The sequence below is a fragment of the Kitasatospora sp. NPDC090091 genome (genome assembly GCF_044747365.1).
GTDB lineage: Bacteria > Actinomycetota > Actinomycetes > Streptomycetales > Streptomycetaceae > Kitasatospora.
In genome coordinates this window covers 150,368-166,000 of sequence record NZ_JBIVDY010000015.1, presented here as the reverse complement: position 1 = coordinate 166,000, position 15,633 = coordinate 150,368, and the positions used below count along the sequence as shown (strand labels likewise).

The following is a 15,633-nucleotide window of genomic DNA, read 5'->3' as shown; positions in this document are numbered from 1 at the left end:
GGACACCCCGCGGACCGGTGTGCCACCCGCGGCGGCGGCCTGCCCGTAGGCTGGTGCGCGGCATGGCCGGAAGTGACGAATCAGCTGTTCCTCAGTGATGGAGGTACCGATCGTGGCAACCACCCGCACCGCACGCACCGCCTGGGAAGGCAACCTGCTCGACGGCAAGGGCCGGGTGACCCTCGCCTCGTCCGGCATTGGCGAGTACCCGGTCACCTGGGCGTCCCGCGCCGAGGATCCGAACGGCCGGACCAGCCCCGAGGAACTCATCGCGGCCGCGCACTCCTCGTGCTTCTCGATGGCCCTCTCGCACGCCCTGGCCGGCGCGGGCAACCCGCCCACCAGGCTGGACACCCAGGCCGACGTCACCTTCCAGCCCGGGACCGGCATCACGGGCATCCACCTGACCGTCACCGGCGACGTGCCCGGCCTCGACGAGGCCGGCTTCGTGAAGGCCGCCGAGGACGCCAAGGCGAACTGCCCGGTCAGCAAGGCCCTCACCGGCACGACCATCACCCTGACGGCCAAGCTGGCCTGACGCTCCGACGGTCCGACGCCCCGTCCGGTCGGCCCGATCCGCGCCCCGACGCGGCGCGTCCCGGCGCTCGACCAGCGCCCGAGGGCGCACAGCGGAGGCACACGCCCCTGGTGCACATCATGTGATGTGTACCGGGGGCGTCTGCATGTATCACCGCACAGGGCCTGAAAGCGGGCGAATCACCCTGGCGGCGGTCACCGCGCGTTGCCGCCGCGTCTTATGATCGGCCGCAGCGCCCTGTTCTTCACGCGGATCCCCACGCGGACGTTCCACGCGAGCGTTCCACCGGACTGCGAGGACCTCGACAGAGTGCGGGAGCCGGCCGCAGCAGTCCCGGGCGACCGGCCGGACCAGCGTCAAGCATCAAGCGTCAGCAGCGGACGGGAGTATGCCGTGCCGGGCCAGAACGAGGGGGCCGACGCACACCACTCGGGCGTGCGGCACGAGGAACCGCACCAGCACGGCCACCGGTTGTCCCCGCTCCGCCGTCCGGCCAACGGCGCCACCGCCGACGGCACCACCGGTCTCGCCCTGGACGACCCGCGCGACGTCGACGGCATCCCCGGCATTGACGGCAGCGACGGCGTCCTCGGCGCCCGCGATCCCCGTGATGACCGTGACGACCGGGGCGCGCTTCGCGACGGACTCCGCGCCGGGCTCGGGGCCTTCGACCTCCGCGGCACCCACGGCACCGTCGCAGCGGTCGACGTGGCCGGCGGCCCGGCCGGCACCGACCTCCTGCTCTGCCCGACCTGTTCCGCTCCGCTCGCGACCGGCTCGCACCGACCGACCGACGGGCCCGGCCTGCCGGCCGAGGGGACCGACCGCCTGCTCGCCGCCCTGAGCGCCAGTGAGTCCCGCTTCCGCGCCGCCTTCTGCGACGCCGGCATCGGCATGGCCCTGATCGACCCCGACGACCGGATCATCGAGGTCAACCCCGCATTCGCCGCCCTGGTCGGCTGCACGTCCGGTGACCTGGTGCGCACGCACATCCACGAGGTGGTCGACGCGGACGGGATGCCGGACCGCCTCTTCCCGGAACTGGTCCGCGGCAAGCGGGAGCGGCTGCGGGTGGAGAAGCAGCTCAAGCACCGTGAGGGGCGCACGGTCTGGAGCAAGGTGACCATCTCGCTGATCCGGGACGGCTCCGGCAACCCGCTCTACACCCTCGCCATGGTCGAGGACATCACCGAGCAGCGCCGGCTCGGCGACCGCCTGGAGTACCAGGCCCTGCACGACCCGCTGACCCGGCTGCCGAACCGGACCCTGTTCTTCGAGCGCCTCGACGCCGCCTGCCTCGCGATCGCCGGCCCGGGTGCGGGCGATGTCACGGTCGACGGCCCGGTCGCGGTCACCGGCACCGATGCGGTCGCCGGCGCACAGCCGGACCGGGGCGTACAGCCGGGCGCGGACGGGCAGGTGGCTGCGGGCGGCGCGCCCGACGAGCGCCGGGTGGGCGTCTGCTACCTGGACCTCGACGGATTCGCGGCGATCAACGAGACGCTCGGCCACCACATCGGCGACCAGTTGCTGATCGCCGTCGCCACCCGGCTGCGGCGCGGTTTCTCCGAATCCGGAGCCCGCCTGGTGGCCCGGATGGGCGGCGACGAGTTCGCCGTCCTGGTGACCGACAGTCAGGGCAGCCACCAGCTCACCGCGCTGGCCGCCCGGATCCTGGAGGCGCTGGAACGTCCCTTCGACGTGGCCGGGCACCGGCTGGTGGTGACGGCCAGCGTCGGCGTCGTCGAGCGGTCCGTGCACGAGACCACGCCGACCGACCTGGTCAAGGACGCCGACGCGACCCTCTACTGGTCGAAGGCGGACGGCCGCGCCCGATGGACCCTCTACGACCCGGACCGCGGCGCCCACCAGCTGACCCGCCAGTTGCTCGCCACCGCGCTCCGACCTGCCCTGGAGCGCGGCGAGTTCACCATCGAGTACCAGCCGCTGGTCGGCCTCGCCGACGGCGCGGTGCACGGCGCGGAGGCCCTGGTCCGCTGGCGCCACCCCCGCTACGGGACGCTCTCACCGGACCGCTTCATCCCGCTCGCCGAGGAGTCCGGTGCGATCGTGCCGCTCGGCAAGTGGGTCCTGGAGGAGTCCTGCCGCCAGGCCAAGCGCTGGCTGACGGAGTTCCCCGACACCGAGACCTTCGTGAGCGTGAATCTGGCCGCCCGCCAGATCTGGGACTCCGACGTCGTCGCCGACGTGGCCCAGGCGCTCAAGAGCACCGGCCTGCCGGCCCGGCTGCTGCAGCTGGAGATCACCGAGAGCGCGCTGCTCGGCCCCGGCGGGCGACCGCTCCAGGCGCTGCAGGCCCTCGCCGACATGGGCGTCCGGATCGCCATCGACGACTTCGGCACCGGCTACTCCAACTTGGCCTACCTCTCCCGGCTGCCGGTGCACGTGCTGAAGCTGGACGGCACCTTCATCGAGGGGTTCCGCGACCCGGCTCCGACCGGACGCCCCGAACTCGCCGCGCTCAGCTCCCGGCGCAGCGACGCCGACGAACAGATCGTCGGCGCCATGGTGCAGTTGGCGCACACCCTGGGCCTGACCGTCACCGCCGAGGGCATCGAGAGCGCCGCGCAGGCCGAGCGGCTGCGGCTGACCGGCTGCGACACCGCCCAGGGCTGGTACTTCGCCCGGCCCGGCGAGGCCGAACGCGTCGCGGCCATACTCCGGGAGAACCGCCTCGGGCCCGAGGGCCGCTAGCGCCGGCCCACCCGGTGGCGCCAGCCCGCGGGGGACGCCCCCACCGGCCCGGAGCGGTCGCCCCGGGCCGGCTGCCCGCTTGCGGGCTCAGGCCGCGGGCGCCCCGGCGGTCAGCCCGTAGGCCTCGGCGATCAGGCCGTACGAACGGTGCCGCGCCTCGTGACCGTGGATGTGCGAGGTGACCATCAGCTCGTCCACGCCGGTCCGCTTGCGCAGGGCCTCCAGGCCGTCGGCTACCTCGCCGGGCGAACCGATGACCATGTTGCCCATCCAGTCGGAGACGAAGTCGGCCTCCACCGGGCTGTACGGGTAGGACTCGGCCTCCTCGGGAGTGGGGATCGGGGCCGGGTTGCCGCGCCGCACCCGGAGCATCCCCAGCGCCGCCGAGCGTGCCAGCCGGCGAGCGGCCGCCTCGTCGTCGGCCGCGACGGCGCCCACGCCGATCAGCGCGTACGGCTCGTCGAGCACCGCGGAGGGCCGGAACGAGGCGCGGTAGAGGTCAAGCGCCGGGAGGGTGTTGGCGCTGCTGAAGTGGTGCGCGAAGGCGAACGGCAGTCCGAGCTGCCCGGCCAGCTGAGCGCTGAAGCCGGAGGAACCGAGCAGCCAGATCGGCGGCCGCGCGTCGCCCTGGGGGACGGCCGTCAGCCGCGCGTACGGGTGGCCGCCCGGGAAGTCGCCGTCGAGGAAGTGGGTCAGCTCGGCGAGCTGCTGCGGGAAGTCGTCGGCGCCCTCGGCGAGGCCGCGCCGCAGGGCGCGGGCCGTCGCGGGGTCCGTCCCCGGGGCCCGGCCGAGCCCGAGGTCGATGCGCCCGGGGTACAGGGCCTCCAGCAGGCCGAACTGCTCGGCGATGGTCAGCGGGGCGTGGTTGGGCAGCATGACGCCGCCGGAGCCGAGCCGCAGCGTCGTGGTGTGGGCACCGAGATGGGCCAGCAGGACGGCCGGGTTGGAGCTGGCGACACCCTGCATGCCGTGGTGCTCGGCGACCCAGAACCGGTGAAAGCCCCACTCCTCGGCGCTGCGGGCGAGCCGGGTGGTCGCAGCCAGGGCCTCCGCCGGGGTGTAGCCGACGCCGACGGTCGCCAGGTCCAGGATGGAGAGCGGTGCCGGCGCCGTGCCGCGGACGGCGCCCCGTATCGCCGTGCTGTCCTGCGGCTCGGGCCCGCTGTTCTGCTGCTCCTCGGTGGTCATACCGTCCGCCCTCCTGGCAGTCCTGGTCGCTCGCGTGGTCGTTGGTCCTGTCGGCAGCCGTGAACGACCGCGCCGATGGACGGGGGGTCGCGACTGCCAACGGAGGACAACCACGCCATCACTCCCGGTGTTCCCGCGAGTTCGCTGATTTCTCGGCGGTCCGCTCCGGTGCGCAGCCGTCCCCCTACCGACCGTTCGGCTGACTCAGAGCCAGCGGACGGACACGTGTGGCGACTTCACGCCAGCGCGGGAAGTCGCCAGCCGCAGGTCTCGCGATCCGCGGGCGGCGTCCGGCAGGCTGGTTCCCAGAGCGGATCAGCCAACCGGATTCGCCTCGCAAGCAAGGTCATCGGGCTGGACCAGCGCCGATCGATCCCCGTGAGCCCCTGGAGCGGCACCCCGCCCCAGGGGCTTGCGCCATTGTGAGGCGCCGCACATCCGGGGTGCTTCATGGCATGAAAAGTCGAGGCGCTAGCGTTGACCCCTGCAGCCGTCTGCTCCTCCGGGCAGCTTGGAGGGAGTAAGGGTCGTGGACATCGCGACGGTGATCGGATCCTCGTGGATCTGCGCCCTGGCGCTCTGCGCCGTACTCGGGGACGCGTTCCTCCCCTTCATCCCCAGCGGGACGCTGGTCATCCTGGCCGTGCTCAAGACGTCGCAGATAAGCGGCGCGCCGGTGGTGCTCGGTCTCGGCGTGGCGCTGGCGTCCTTCCTGGGCGACCTGCTGCTGCTCCGGCTGGCCCGGCGCGGCGCCCCGTCGGTGCAGCGGCGGCTCGAACACCGCCCGAAGCTGGCGGCGAGTGTTGCACGGGTCCAGCAGGCACTCGACGAGCGCACCACCGGGGCGGCGGCCGCGATGGTGGTGGTGGCACGGTTCGTGCCCGCCGGCCGGACCGTCCTCGACCTGGCCATCGGCCACTCCCCCGGCCACCCGCACCGCTTCCTGCGCTGGTCGGCGGTGGCCGCGCTGGTCTGGGCCGCGTACATCGTCACGCTCGGCTGGCTCAACAGCCACTGGTTCGACACCGCCTGGCTGAGCCTCGCGGTCTCCTGCGCGGCCGCCACGGCGGTCAGCACCGCCATCGCCCGGATCGTGCGCCGCAACCGCCGGCTCGCCGCGCTCTGACGCACCGGCAGCGCGCCCGACGACAGCGCCGTGCGCGGGCGGGGAGCGGGCGGCGACCGCCGGCGATCGCCGGCGATCGCCCGGTGAGCGGCCCGAAGTGAGGCGCCGGCAGGCGCCGAGCGTCACAGGACGGCAACAGAACGCCGATCGCCGCAGCCCGAATGCTCCCGATCCGCGTATTGACGTGGGACGGACCTCGGCACCCTTGGTGCCGCTACGTCCGCATGACATCCTATTGGCGGAATAATCATCAGTTGCCCGATTTGACCGGTAGGGCCGTTCGGCGCCACCGACACCCGGCCAGCGCGGCACCCAGGGGAGACCATGACCAGCATCTCGCGCAGGACCGTGCTCAGCGCCACCGCCGCGACCGTGGCCCTGGGTGCTGTGGCGGCGTGTTCGAGCGGTGGCTCGGCAGCCGGATCCGGCTCCGGGACCTCACCCGGCTCGGCCGGCAGCAGCACCGGCGCCGGTACCGGTTCCGGTGAGCCGGGCACCGCCAGCCCCAGCACCGGAATACCCAAGGGGACTCCGATCGGAGACGGTTCCAACTCCGACACCGGCCCCCAGCCCAAGCAGCCCAAGCCGGAGAAGCTCAAGCCCGGCGAGCGGCCGCCGCAGTTCGTGGTGTTCTCCTGGGACGGTGCCGGCGGCACGGACGACGGCCAGTTCCCCCGCTTCCTCAAGCTGGCGGAGGAGCACAAGGCCTCGATGACCTTCTTCCTCTCCGGGATCTACGCCCTGCCCAAGGGCAAGTCGGACCTCTACCACCCGCCGAAGCACTCGGTGGGCGCGTCCGACATCCCCTACCTCTCGGACGGCGCGGTCAAGACCACGCTCAAGCTGATCAGCCAGGCCTGGCTGGCCGGCCACGAGATCGGCACACACTTCAACGGGCACTTCTGCTCGACCCGCCCGGACGGCAACGGCGTCAACAAGTGGACGCCGGAGGACTGGCAGAGCGAGATCGACCAGGCGATCTCGTTCGTCACCCAGTGGCGGACCAACACCGGCTTCACCGATGTCGACCCGCTGCCCTTCGACTACAAGAAGGAGCTGATCGGCGGCCGCACCCCGTGCCTGGAGGGGCAGAAGGCGCTGCTGCCGACCGCCGTCAAGATGGGGTGGAAGTACGACGCCAGCTCCTCCGGCGGTCAGCAGATCTGGCCGCAGAAGGTGCAGGACGGCAAGATCTGGGACTTCCCGCTGCAGAGCATCCCGTTCCCGGGGCACACCTTCCAGGTGCTCTCGATGGACTACAACATCCTCGCCAACCAGTCGCCCGGCACCACCAAGGGCGACCCTGCCAAGTACAACGACTGGCGCACCCAGGCACGGGACTCCTACCTCGCCGGGTTCGACCGCGCCTACAACGGCAACCGGGCGCCGTTCTTCATCGGCAACCACTTCGAGCAGTGGAACGGCGGCATCTACATGGACGCCGTCGAGGAGACCCTCAAGACCATCGCGGAGAAGCCCGAGGTCCGGCTGGTCTCGTTCCGGCAGCTGGTCGACTGGCTGGAGGTGCAGGACCAGTCGACCCTGCGCAAGCTGCGGTCGCTGAACGTGGGGCAGGCGCCGAGCGGCGGGTGGCAGTCCTTCCTCGGCACGGCCGGCTGAGAGGGCGGGACACCGGCCGCGGCGGCTTCGGCGACCGCGGCGGGTGTCGGGCCCCGGTCGGGCGGCCGGCGCCCGACCGGGGCCGACCGCTACTCGTCGGCGGTGAAGGCGGCGAGCAGCCGCCGCACCACGGCCTCGACTCCGGTCCGGCCCCAGAGGATCGAGTAGTGGTTGGTGTCCGGCACCAGCGAGGCCGAGACCACCCGGTCCGGATCGAGCCCCGCCCGTGCGATCCGCTGCTCGTCGTAGAGCGCCTGCGGCTCGTCGAACAGCCCGCGCTCGGCCCAGAGCAGGTCACCGGGGCAGGGCAGCCGGTGGACGGCTGTCGCCGCGTCCCGGTCCAGGAGCACCTGGGCGCCGTCGGTCCGGACCGCCTCCAGCACGCACGCGGAGTGCAGCTCGGGCTCGACACCGACGAGGTCGCGCTGGGTGTACGCGTCGATCTCGTCCGACCAGTCGGCGGCAAAGGCCGGGTGCTGCCGCCAGAACGCCCGGTAGGCGGCACGGTCCGGGAAGGTCATCGACAGCCGGGTCAGGGCCGGGCCGAGCACCGCGGCCAGCGCGTCCTCCTCGCCGACGCCCTCGGGCAGCGGGAAGCTGACCGCACCGTCGACCAGGAGCACCCGGCCGACCAGCCCGGGGTGACGGACCGCGGTCAGCGCGGTGATCCAGGCACCCATCGAGTGCCCGGCCACGACCGTCGGCCCCAGGTCGAGCGCGGTGATCAGGGCGGCGATGTCGTCGGCGTGCCGGGCCAGACCGTACGGTCCGCCGACCGCACGGCTGGCCCCGCGACCGCGCAGGTCGGGCGCGAGCAGGGTCGCCCGGCCCGCGAGCGTGCGGGCCACCTCGAACCAGGCGAGGGCGTTGGCGGTGATGCCGTGCACCGCCACGACGGTCGGCGCCGCCGGGTCGTCGGCGGGCCAGCGGAGCACGGCCAGATCCCCACCCGGGACGGGGACCCTCAGCTGCTCGGGCGGTGGGAATGACGGGCTCATGCGGGGCTCCCTCCGGTGGGGCGCACGCCCGTCGCACCGGCCGGGTCGGCGGACCGGGCCGAGCGGACGGATCGGGCGGCGCGGATGCGGGCCGGCAGTCGGGCCAGGCCGCCGGGCAGCAGGTAGACGACGGCGACGAAGAGGCCGCCGAGCAGGAACAGCGGCTGGGAGAGCGGGACCCGCAGGACCGCGGGCAGGTCGGCGACGGCCGCGGAGTTGGCGAGGTCGCCGAGGCGGTGGCCGGCCCAGGTGTAGAGGACTCCGCCGAGCAGCGGACCCCAGCGCGTGCCGGAGCCGCCGAGCACGACCATCACCAGGAGCGAGAGGGTGGCGTCGGAGGTGGCGGCCTGGGGAGTGGCGCCGCCGGTCAGCAGGAGGTAGACCACCCCGCCCACCGCCGCGAGGGCTCCGGCGAGGACGAAGGCGACCAGCTTGTAGCCGTACGGGCGGAGTCCGAGCACCTCCACCCGGCGCTCGTTCTCCTTGATGCCCTGCCAGACCCGCCCGATCGGCGAGCCGACGGCCCAGTGCACGGCGGCGAGGGTGAGCACCAGGTAGGCGACGGCGATCCAGTAGAGGTTCGCGGTGTTCTCGATGCCCAGGAGCGCGGAGGGCAGCCGCCCGGCCGGCGCCGACCGGCCCTCCTCCCCGCCGGTGATGCCGCCGGGGTTGCGCTGGACGAGGATCGACCCGGCCTGGGCGAAGGCGAGGGTGACCATGGAGAACCCGATGCCGGTGACGCGGAGGCTGACCGAGCCCAGCAGCAGGGCCAGCGCGACGGCACAGGCGACGCCGAAGACGGCCGCCGCGGCGAACGGCAGTCCGAGCTCCAGCATGCCGAGGTTGGTGGCGTAGAGGCCGGTCGCGAAGTAGAGCGCGTGGCCGAAGGAGAGCAGTCCGGTCCGCCCGAGCAGGAGGTCGTAACCGGTGGCGAGGGCCCCGTAGAGCAGGCACAGGGCGATGAGTTGGAGGCTTCCCGGGCTGCCGAGCGGTCCGTCGAGCAGTCCCGGGACGGGAAGCGCACTGTAGGGGATGACAAGGAGCAGGATCAGCAGAGCGATCGGCCACCAGCGTAGTGATCCGTGCACGAATGTCGAGCGCCGCGCCAATGAATCACCAGTTCGAGTGATCGTCCCTGCCTCGATCACCCGTCCGGGGAGAATTCGGGCCTCTTTGTCGGTCGGCTGTGCTGAGGTGACGTCAGTGCGGTCGGCAGCGGTGCCACCGGTGCTCGTGTCCGAGGTGTCGGTGCTCACGCGAGCCTCCCGGTGAGTCCGCGCGGTCGCACCAGGAGCAGGACGGCCAGCAGGACGACGACCGAGAGGTCGCCGAGCCCCGCGGTGGTGTAGTAGTTGGCGAACTGCTGGACCAGGCCGACGCAGACGGAGGCGACGGCGGCACCGGTGACGGAGCCCATGCCGCCCATCACGACGACGACGAAGGCGAAGATGAGCAGCCCGGTCCCCTGGCCGGGATTGACCGAACCGAAGTAGAGGCCGCCGAGGGCACCGCCGAGCGCGGCGGCGGCACCACCGATGGCGAAGACGAGGGTGAAGGCCCTGCGGACGTCGATGCCGAGCGCCGTGACCATCGCCCGGTCCTCGACGCCGGCCCGGACGATCAGCCCGTAGCGGGTGCGGGCCAGGAACAACCGAAGAGCGAGCAGCAGCAGCAGGGCCGCGGCCACGAGCACGAAGCGGTTGACCGGGACGGTCGCACCCAGCACGTGCCAGGTGCCGGAGAGCAGGGCCGGCTGCGGGAAGGGGCGGGCGTCCGCGCCCCAGATGCCCATCAGAAGGGCGGGCACGGCCAGTCCGACGCCGACGGTGGCGAGGATCTGGTCCCGCGGCCGGCTGTAGAGCGGCCGGATCAGGAAGAGCTCCAGGAGGACGGCGGCGGCCGTCCCGACCAGCGTGCCGAACGGCACGGCGAGCCAGAAGGAGAGGCCGGCCTCGGAGCCGGCCCACCAGGTCGCGTAGGCGCCCACGGAGAGCAGGGCGCCGTGCGCGAAGTTGAGCACGTCCATCAGCCCGAAGATCAACGACAGCCCGGAGGCCACCAGGAAGTACAGCGCACCCAGACCGAGTCCGGTACAGGAAAGGAGGACGACGGTGTCCATCAGGGGTTCACCTCCTCGGTGACGGCAGGGGGGCCGGGGCGGCGGCCGCCGACGCCCAGCAGGCGGCGGGCGGCATCCTCGTCGGCCAACAGCTCGGCGGTGTCGCCCCGGTGGGCGGTGCGGCCGTCGGCCAGGACGGCGCAGGTGCCCGCCAGCCGACGGACCAGGGCGAGGTTCTGCTCGACCAGGAGGACGGGCACGGCCTCGGCCGCCCGCGCCAGCACGTCGGCGACCTCGGCGACGATCTTCGGCGCCAGGCCCTTGGTGGGCTCGTCGGCGATGATCAGCCGGTTCCGGTTGAGCAGGGTCCGGCCGATGGCCACCATCTGCTGCTGGCCGCCCGAGAGGGTTCCGGCCAACTGGTCGGCCCGCTGCTCCAGTTCGGGGAAGAGTTCATGGACGAGGTGGTAGGCCGGCCCGGCGTCCCGGTCGCGCTCGGCAAGCCGCAGGTTCTCGGCGACCGTGAGGCCGGCGAAGATCCCGCGGTCCTCCGGGGCGTATCCGATGCCTTGGCGGACCACCAGATGCGTGGGAAGGGAGGACAGTTCTGCCCCTGCGAAGCGGACGCTTCCGGTGCGCGGCACGAGGCCCATCACCGCCTTGACGGTGGTGGTCTTGCCGGCGCCGTTTCGCCCCAGCAGCGCGGTGACCCCGGTCGGTGCCACGTCGAGGTCGACCCCGTGCAGGATGTGCAGCCCGTCGATGACCACCCGCAGATCACGGACCGAGAGGAGGGCGGCGTCAGGGGCCGCGGAGGCGTTCACGGTGGCGCCGTTCAGGAGGGAGTCGTTCACAGCGCCTCGCCCAGATAGGCCTGTTGCACGGTGGCGTCCGCCATCACCGCGTCCGGAGTGTCCAGGGCGAGCAGCGTGCCGTGGTGCATCACGGCCACGCGATCGGCCAGGCCGAGCAGGACGTCCATGTGGTGCTCGACCATCAGGACGGTGCGGCCGAGGTCCCGGTGCACCGAGCGGATCAGCTCGGTGAGGGCCGGTACCTCCTCCGCGCTGACCCCGGCCATCGGCTCGTCCAGCAGGATGAGCCGGGGATCGGAGACCAGCAGGACGGCGAGTTCGAGCTTGCGCTTCTCGCCGTGGGAGAGCGCGCTCGCCGGGGTGTCGGCCCGGTGGGCGAGCTCGGTGCGCGCCAGGGTCTCGGCCACCTGGTCCGCGTAGCGGTCGGCGCGGCGCCAGATCCGGTACGAGGCCCGCGGCCCGGCTGCAGCCTGCGCGGCCAGGCGGACGTGGTCCGCGACCGTTGTCCCCGGCCAGAGCGAGGAGGTCTGGAAGGTCCGTCCGAGCCCGCGACGCGCCCGGGCGTGGACGGCCTCGGCGGTGATGTCGGCGCCGTCGAGCTCGATGCTCCCGGCACTCGCCGGGCAGATGCCGGAGATCAGGTTGAACAGGGAGGTCTTCCCAGCACCGTTGGGCCCGATGAAGGCGATGAACTCGCCCTCACCGATCGAGAAGGAGACGTCCTCGACGATCGGCACTCCGCGGACGGCCCAGCCGAGGCCGGTGAGGCGCAGCACCGGCGCGGCCACGGCGGGCGAGGCAGGACGGGGCACCGGGGTCACCCCGCCATCGGGGTGACCGGGGGTGCCACCTCGTCCGCGGTGAGGGTGCGCTCCACCGAGGGCTTGGCGGCGGCCCCGTTGCCGGTCAGCTTGACCTGGAACATGGGCTGCAGCAGGGCGTGGTCCTCGGCCCGCACCGTGGTGCGCCCCTTCACCCCGTCGAAGCTCCAGCCTTCGAGCGCCTTCACCAGGGCCGAGGTGTCGTCGGCGGAGCCGTGGTTGGCCTCGACGGCGTGCACGATCAGCTGGGCGGCGGTGAAGCCGTCCGGGGTGAAGATGTCGGACTTGCCGCCGGCGGCGGTGACGGCCTCGTCCATGGCCTTCTCCACCGGGGTGCCGGCGGCGCCGCCGAAGTAGTGGTTCAGGAAGGAGATCTTCTCGCCGGCGGGGCCGAAGAGCGGGTAGGACGCGGCGAGGTCCAGGCCGGTGACCACCTTGGTCTCGGCGAACACGTCCTGCTGGTTCAGCGCCGTCCACAGGGCGGCGGAGGTGTCGCCGGCCCAGGCGACGAAGAGCAGGTCGGGCTTGGCGGTCTTGGCCTGGGTGGCGAAGGGGGTCAGGTCGGTCGCGCTCGGCGGGGCGAGGACGGCGTCCACCGTGGCGCCCTGGGCGCCGAGGACCGCCTTGACGGCGGCCACGTTGGCCTGCCCGAAGGCGTTGTCCTGGGCGAGCACGGTGACCTTCCTGCCCTTGGCGTCGCCGATGAACGAGGCCGCCGTCCTGATGTCCTGGTACGACTGACGGCCGGAGCGGAAGGTGTACTTGTTCAGGCCGGTGACCTTGTCGGCGGCGGCCGGGCCGCTGACGAAGAGCACCTTGTTCTGGGCGGCGATCGGGCCGACCTGGAGGGCGACGCCGGAGGCGGTCGAGCCGGCCAGGATCTTGTGGCCCTTGCCGATGAGGTCCTTTGCGGCCGAGACCGCCTTGGCCGGGTCGCCGGCGTCGTCCTGCTCCTCGATCTCGATCCGGTGCCCGTCGACCGCGCCGCTGCCCTTGGTCGCGTAGCTCAGCCCGGCCTTGAAGCCCTCCAGGTACTGCTTGCCGTAGGCGGCCAGCGGCCCGGTCTTGGAGTACACCAGGCCGACCTTGACCGGGCTCTTGGCGCTGCCGCCGTCCGCCGCGCCGGTACCCGCGGTGCCGGCCTCGGCGCAGCCGGCCGCGAGGAGGACGCAGGCCGCGAGGGCGGCGAGCCTGCGCGCCGGGCCGGCTGCTCCGGCCGCGCCTGCGGAGGCGCCGGAGGCGGTCCTGGTGGGGGCTGTCGAGCTGCGCATGGTGACCGACTCCTGAGGGGGGCTGCGGCGGGTGGATGCCGGAACCGTAGGGGTGGCACGGGGGCTGCGACATGTGCCAGGCGGACGTATCAGCCCGTGTGGATGTGGCTGCGGCCGCCATACCGCTGGTCCGGTGGCCGGTCGGGAGGTCGCGCGTGTGGGCGGGCGCCATGCCCACGGACCTGCGCGTGGCGCACCCCGCCATGGCACGGCCCACCCGCGCCCGGTGACGGTGGAGGGGCAGGAGCGACGGCGGTCGCCTCGACGGTCTGGTTCCGGCAGCCGCGCTCCACGGTGGGACCGCCCCATCCGCACCCGTGCACCCCGCACCGCGAACGCCGTGCACCCGCACCGGCGAGGACCGCGACCACCTCCCACCGATCCCACCGACTCCCCTCACGAGGTGACCCTTTGGACAAGGTCCTGGACTCCGCCGCCGAAGCGGTCGGGGACATTCCCGACGGCGCTGTGCTGGCCGTCGGCGGCTTCGGCCTCTGCGGCATCCCCAGCACGCTGATCGGCGCCCTGGTCGACACGGGCACCACCGGACTGCGGGTGGTCTCCAACAACTGCGGGGTCGACGACTGGGGGCTCGGCCTGCTGCTCCAGGCGGGGCGGATCGCCCGGATGACCTCCTCCTACGTCGGCGAGAACAAGGAGTTCGCCCGCCAGTACCTCTCCGGCGAGCTGGAGGTGGAGCTGACGCCGCAGGGCACGCTCGCCGAGCGGTTGCGGGCCGGCGGCGGCGGCATCCCCGCGTTCTTCACCCCGGCCGGGGTCGGCACGCAGGTCGAGGAGGGCGGGCTGCCCTGGCGGTACGGGCCGGACGGTTCGGTGGCGCTCGCCTCGCCGCCGAAGGAGGCCCGCGAGTTCGGCGGCCGCCGGTACCTGTTGGAGGAGGCCATCACGGCGGACTTCGCCCTCGTCCGCGCCGAGGTCGCGGACCGGCACGGCAACTGCGTCTTCCACGCCGCCGCCCGCAACTTCAACCCGCTCTGCGCCATGGCCGGGCGCGTCACCGTGGTCGAGGCGGACCGGATCGTCGAGCCGGGCGAGCTGGGCCCGGACGCCGTCCACCTGCCCGGCGTGTACGTGGACCGCGTGGTCGCGGCGGACCCCGGGGACCGCCGGATCGAGCGCCGCACCGTCCGCACCGCAACCCTGGAGGCCTGACGCCGATGTCCACCACCCCAACGGCAACCAACACCACCGGCACCGCCATCACCATCGGCACCAGCGGTACCAGCACCAGCACCAGCACCAGCACCAGCACCAGCACCAGCGGTACCAGCACCACCACCACCGTGCTCGACCCGAGGAACGCGCTCGCCGCCCGGGCGGCGCGCGAGCTGCGGGACGGGCAGTACGTCAACCTGGGCATCGGTCTGCCGACGCTGATCCCGAATCATCTGCCGCCCGGTGTCCACGTGGTACTGCACTCGGAGAACGGCATTCTCGGCGTCGGCCCGTACCCGGACGAAGGGGCGGAACACCCCGACCTGATCAACGCGGGCAAGGAGACCGTGACCGTCGCCGCCGGGGCCTCGTACTTCGACTCGGCGTTCTCCTTCGGCATGATCCGGGCCGGCCGGATCGACGTCTCCGTCCTCGGTGCGATGCAGGTCTCGGCCGCCGGCGACCTCGCCAACTGGATGATCCCGGGCAAGATGGTCAAGGGCATGGGCGGTGCGATGGATCTCGTGCACGGCGCCCGGCGGCTGATCGTCGTCATGGAGCACACCGCGAAGGACGGTTCGCCGAAGATCGTCGAGGAGCTCTCGCTTCCCGCCACCGGGCGGCGCGTTGTCGACCGCATCGTCACCGACCTGGCGGTCATCGACGTCACGCCGGACGGACTGCGCCTGGTCGAGACGGCACCGGGGGTGACGGTGGACGAGGTTCGGGCGGCGACCGGGCCCTCCCTCCTCCTCCCAACGGCCCGCTGAGGAGCGTCGCGCCCGCAGCGCCGGAGGCGCATCGCGCCAGAAGCACCGCAGAAGGAACCGGTCCAGACCCGGAGAAGGCCGGACTGCCAGCACGGCAGTCCGGCCTTCGCTTGCTCATTCGACACATCCCGCGGATCCGGAATACCCGACCGCCCACCTACCCACCGACCGCAACTACCGCCATTAGCATCAGTGCTGCCGCAATTGGCCGGGAATCGCCATATCTTCATGCTTACGCAATGATCATTTCGCAGATCGGTTGCGATCACGTGAGCGCTCCGGGACAGTTGTGGAAGCCCGAGGATCCCGCCCCCGGTGGGGAGTCCGGAGAACGAGCCGGGATCCTGCCTTCGAAGTAGCCGCGCAGCCCTGCACGACAATCGATCGTATACGTTTTAACGATTGACGGCCCGGAAACTGCCTGGAAACGGCGCAGTTCGCCGGCCGCTGTTCTGCTTCGAAAGCAAGGCTCCGGGGGGAGCTGTGGTTCCGGCGCGCAGGTCGCAGCGCGCGGTTTCAGGTCGCGCACCCCCGGT

Annotated in this window: 13 protein-coding genes; 6 read left to right on the top strand and 7 right to left on the bottom strand. The window is 72.5% G+C overall.

What is annotated here, in order from left to right:
- The first annotated feature begins 112 nt into the window (after window positions 1–112).
- Both ACIPSC_RS25820 and ACIPSC_RS25815 read left to right on the top strand, forming a co-directional pair.
- Window positions 113–538, top strand: coding sequence for an OsmC family protein (locus tag ACIPSC_RS25820; RefSeq protein ID WP_400828432.1), 426 nt, complete (start codon window positions 113–115; stop codon window positions 536–538).
- Between the two features lie 393 nt (window positions 539–931).
- Window positions 932–3,253, top strand: coding sequence for a putative bifunctional diguanylate cyclase/phosphodiesterase (locus ACIPSC_RS25815; protein WP_400828431.1), 2,322 nt, complete (start codon window positions 932–934; stop codon window positions 3,251–3,253).
- Between the two features lie 87 nt (window positions 3,254–3,340).
- On the opposite strand, the gene ACIPSC_RS25810 is transcribed toward ACIPSC_RS25815, so the two are convergent.
- Window positions 3,341–4,441: an LLM class flavin-dependent oxidoreductase gene (locus ACIPSC_RS25810; RefSeq protein WP_400828430.1), complete on the bottom strand. Its 1,101-nt coding sequence runs from the start codon at window positions 4,439–4,441 to the stop codon at window positions 3,341–3,343.
- A 529-nt stretch (window positions 4,442–4,970) separates the two neighbouring features.
- Between ACIPSC_RS25810 and ACIPSC_RS25805 the strand changes: the two genes are divergently transcribed.
- Window positions 4,971–5,567 (top strand): DedA family protein, encoded by a 597-nt coding sequence (locus ACIPSC_RS25805; protein WP_400828429.1) that lies wholly within the window; start codon window positions 4,971–4,973, stop codon window positions 5,565–5,567.
- Between the two features lie 324 nt (window positions 5,568–5,891).
- Entirely contained in the window at window positions 5,892–7,187 is a 1,296-nt protein-coding gene (locus tag ACIPSC_RS25800) for a hypothetical protein (protein WP_400828428.1), read from the top strand.
- A gap of 89 nt (window positions 7,188–7,276) precedes the next feature.
- On the opposite strand, the gene ACIPSC_RS25795 is transcribed toward ACIPSC_RS25800, so the two are convergent.
- From ACIPSC_RS25795 to ACIPSC_RS25770, 6 genes are all read right to left on the bottom strand, one after another.
- A complete protein-coding gene (locus tag ACIPSC_RS25795; protein ID WP_400828427.1) occupies window positions 7,277–8,185 on the bottom strand; it encodes an alpha/beta hydrolase in 909 nt (302 codons plus the stop codon).
- A complete protein-coding gene (locus ACIPSC_RS25790) occupies window positions 8,182–9,273 on the bottom strand; it encodes a branched-chain amino acid ABC transporter permease (RefSeq protein ID WP_400828426.1) in 1,092 nt (363 codons plus the stop codon). Before ACIPSC_RS25790 ends, ACIPSC_RS25795 begins: the two co-directional genes overlap by 4 nt.
- A 164-nt stretch (window positions 9,274–9,437) precedes the next feature.
- Window positions 9,438–10,304 carry a branched-chain amino acid ABC transporter permease gene (locus ACIPSC_RS25785; protein ID WP_400828425.1) on the bottom strand — a complete coding sequence of 289 codons (867 nt, stop codon included), beginning with the start codon at window positions 10,302–10,304 and terminating at the stop codon, window positions 9,438–9,440.
- Window positions 10,304–11,098 (bottom strand): ABC transporter ATP-binding protein, encoded by a 795-nt coding sequence (locus ACIPSC_RS25780; RefSeq protein ID WP_400828424.1) that lies wholly within the window; start codon window positions 11,096–11,098, stop codon window positions 10,304–10,306. The genes ACIPSC_RS25785 and ACIPSC_RS25780 overlap by 1 nt, the downstream gene beginning before the upstream one ends.
- Window positions 11,095–11,871 (bottom strand): ABC transporter ATP-binding protein, encoded by a 777-nt coding sequence (locus ACIPSC_RS25775; protein WP_400828423.1) that lies wholly within the window; start codon window positions 11,869–11,871, stop codon window positions 11,095–11,097. The genes ACIPSC_RS25780 and ACIPSC_RS25775 overlap by 4 nt, the downstream gene beginning before the upstream one ends.
- A 5-nt stretch (window positions 11,872–11,876) precedes the next feature.
- Window positions 11,877–13,151 carry a substrate-binding domain-containing protein gene (locus ACIPSC_RS25770; RefSeq protein ID WP_400828422.1) on the bottom strand — a complete coding sequence of 425 codons (1,275 nt, stop codon included), beginning with the start codon at window positions 13,149–13,151 and terminating at the stop codon, window positions 11,877–11,879.
- A 411-nt stretch (window positions 13,152–13,562) separates the two neighbouring features.
- Between ACIPSC_RS25770 and ACIPSC_RS25765 the strand changes: the two genes are divergently transcribed.
- Entirely contained in the window at window positions 13,563–14,324 is a 762-nt protein-coding gene (locus tag ACIPSC_RS25765; RefSeq protein ID WP_400828421.1) for a CoA transferase subunit A, read from the top strand.
- Window positions 14,325–14,329: 5 nt separating this feature from the next.
- Window positions 14,330–15,097, top strand: a complete 768-nt coding sequence (locus ACIPSC_RS25760) for a 3-oxoacid CoA-transferase subunit B (protein ID WP_400828420.1) — start codon at window positions 14,330–14,332, stop codon at window positions 15,095–15,097.
- Window positions 15,098–15,633 lie beyond the last annotated feature (536 nt).

What these genes read in the sequence shown, in the direction of transcription:
- ACIPSC_RS25810 (WP_400828430.1), bottom strand. Translation starts at nt 4,441, where the DNA reads ATGACCACCGAGGAGCAGCAGAACAGCGGGCCCGAGCCGCAGGACAGC.
- ACIPSC_RS25800 (WP_400828428.1), top strand. Translation starts at nt 5,892, where the DNA reads ATGACCAGCATCTCGCGCAGGACCGTGCTCAGCGCCACCGCCGCGACC.
- ACIPSC_RS25785 (WP_400828425.1), bottom strand. Translation starts at nt 10,304, where the DNA reads ATGGACACCGTCGTCCTCCTTTCCTGTACCGGACTCGGTCTGGGTGCG.
- ACIPSC_RS25795 (WP_400828427.1), bottom strand. Translation starts at nt 8,185, where the DNA reads ATGAGCCCGTCATTCCCACCGCCCGAGCAGCTGAGGGTCCCCGTCCCG.
- ACIPSC_RS25760 (WP_400828420.1), top strand. Translation starts at nt 14,330, where the DNA reads ATGTCCACCACCCCAACGGCAACCAACACCACCGGCACCGCCATCACC.
- ACIPSC_RS25770 (WP_400828422.1), bottom strand. Translation starts at nt 13,151, where the DNA reads ATGCGCAGCTCGACAGCCCCCACCAGGACCGCCTCCGGCGCCTCCGCA.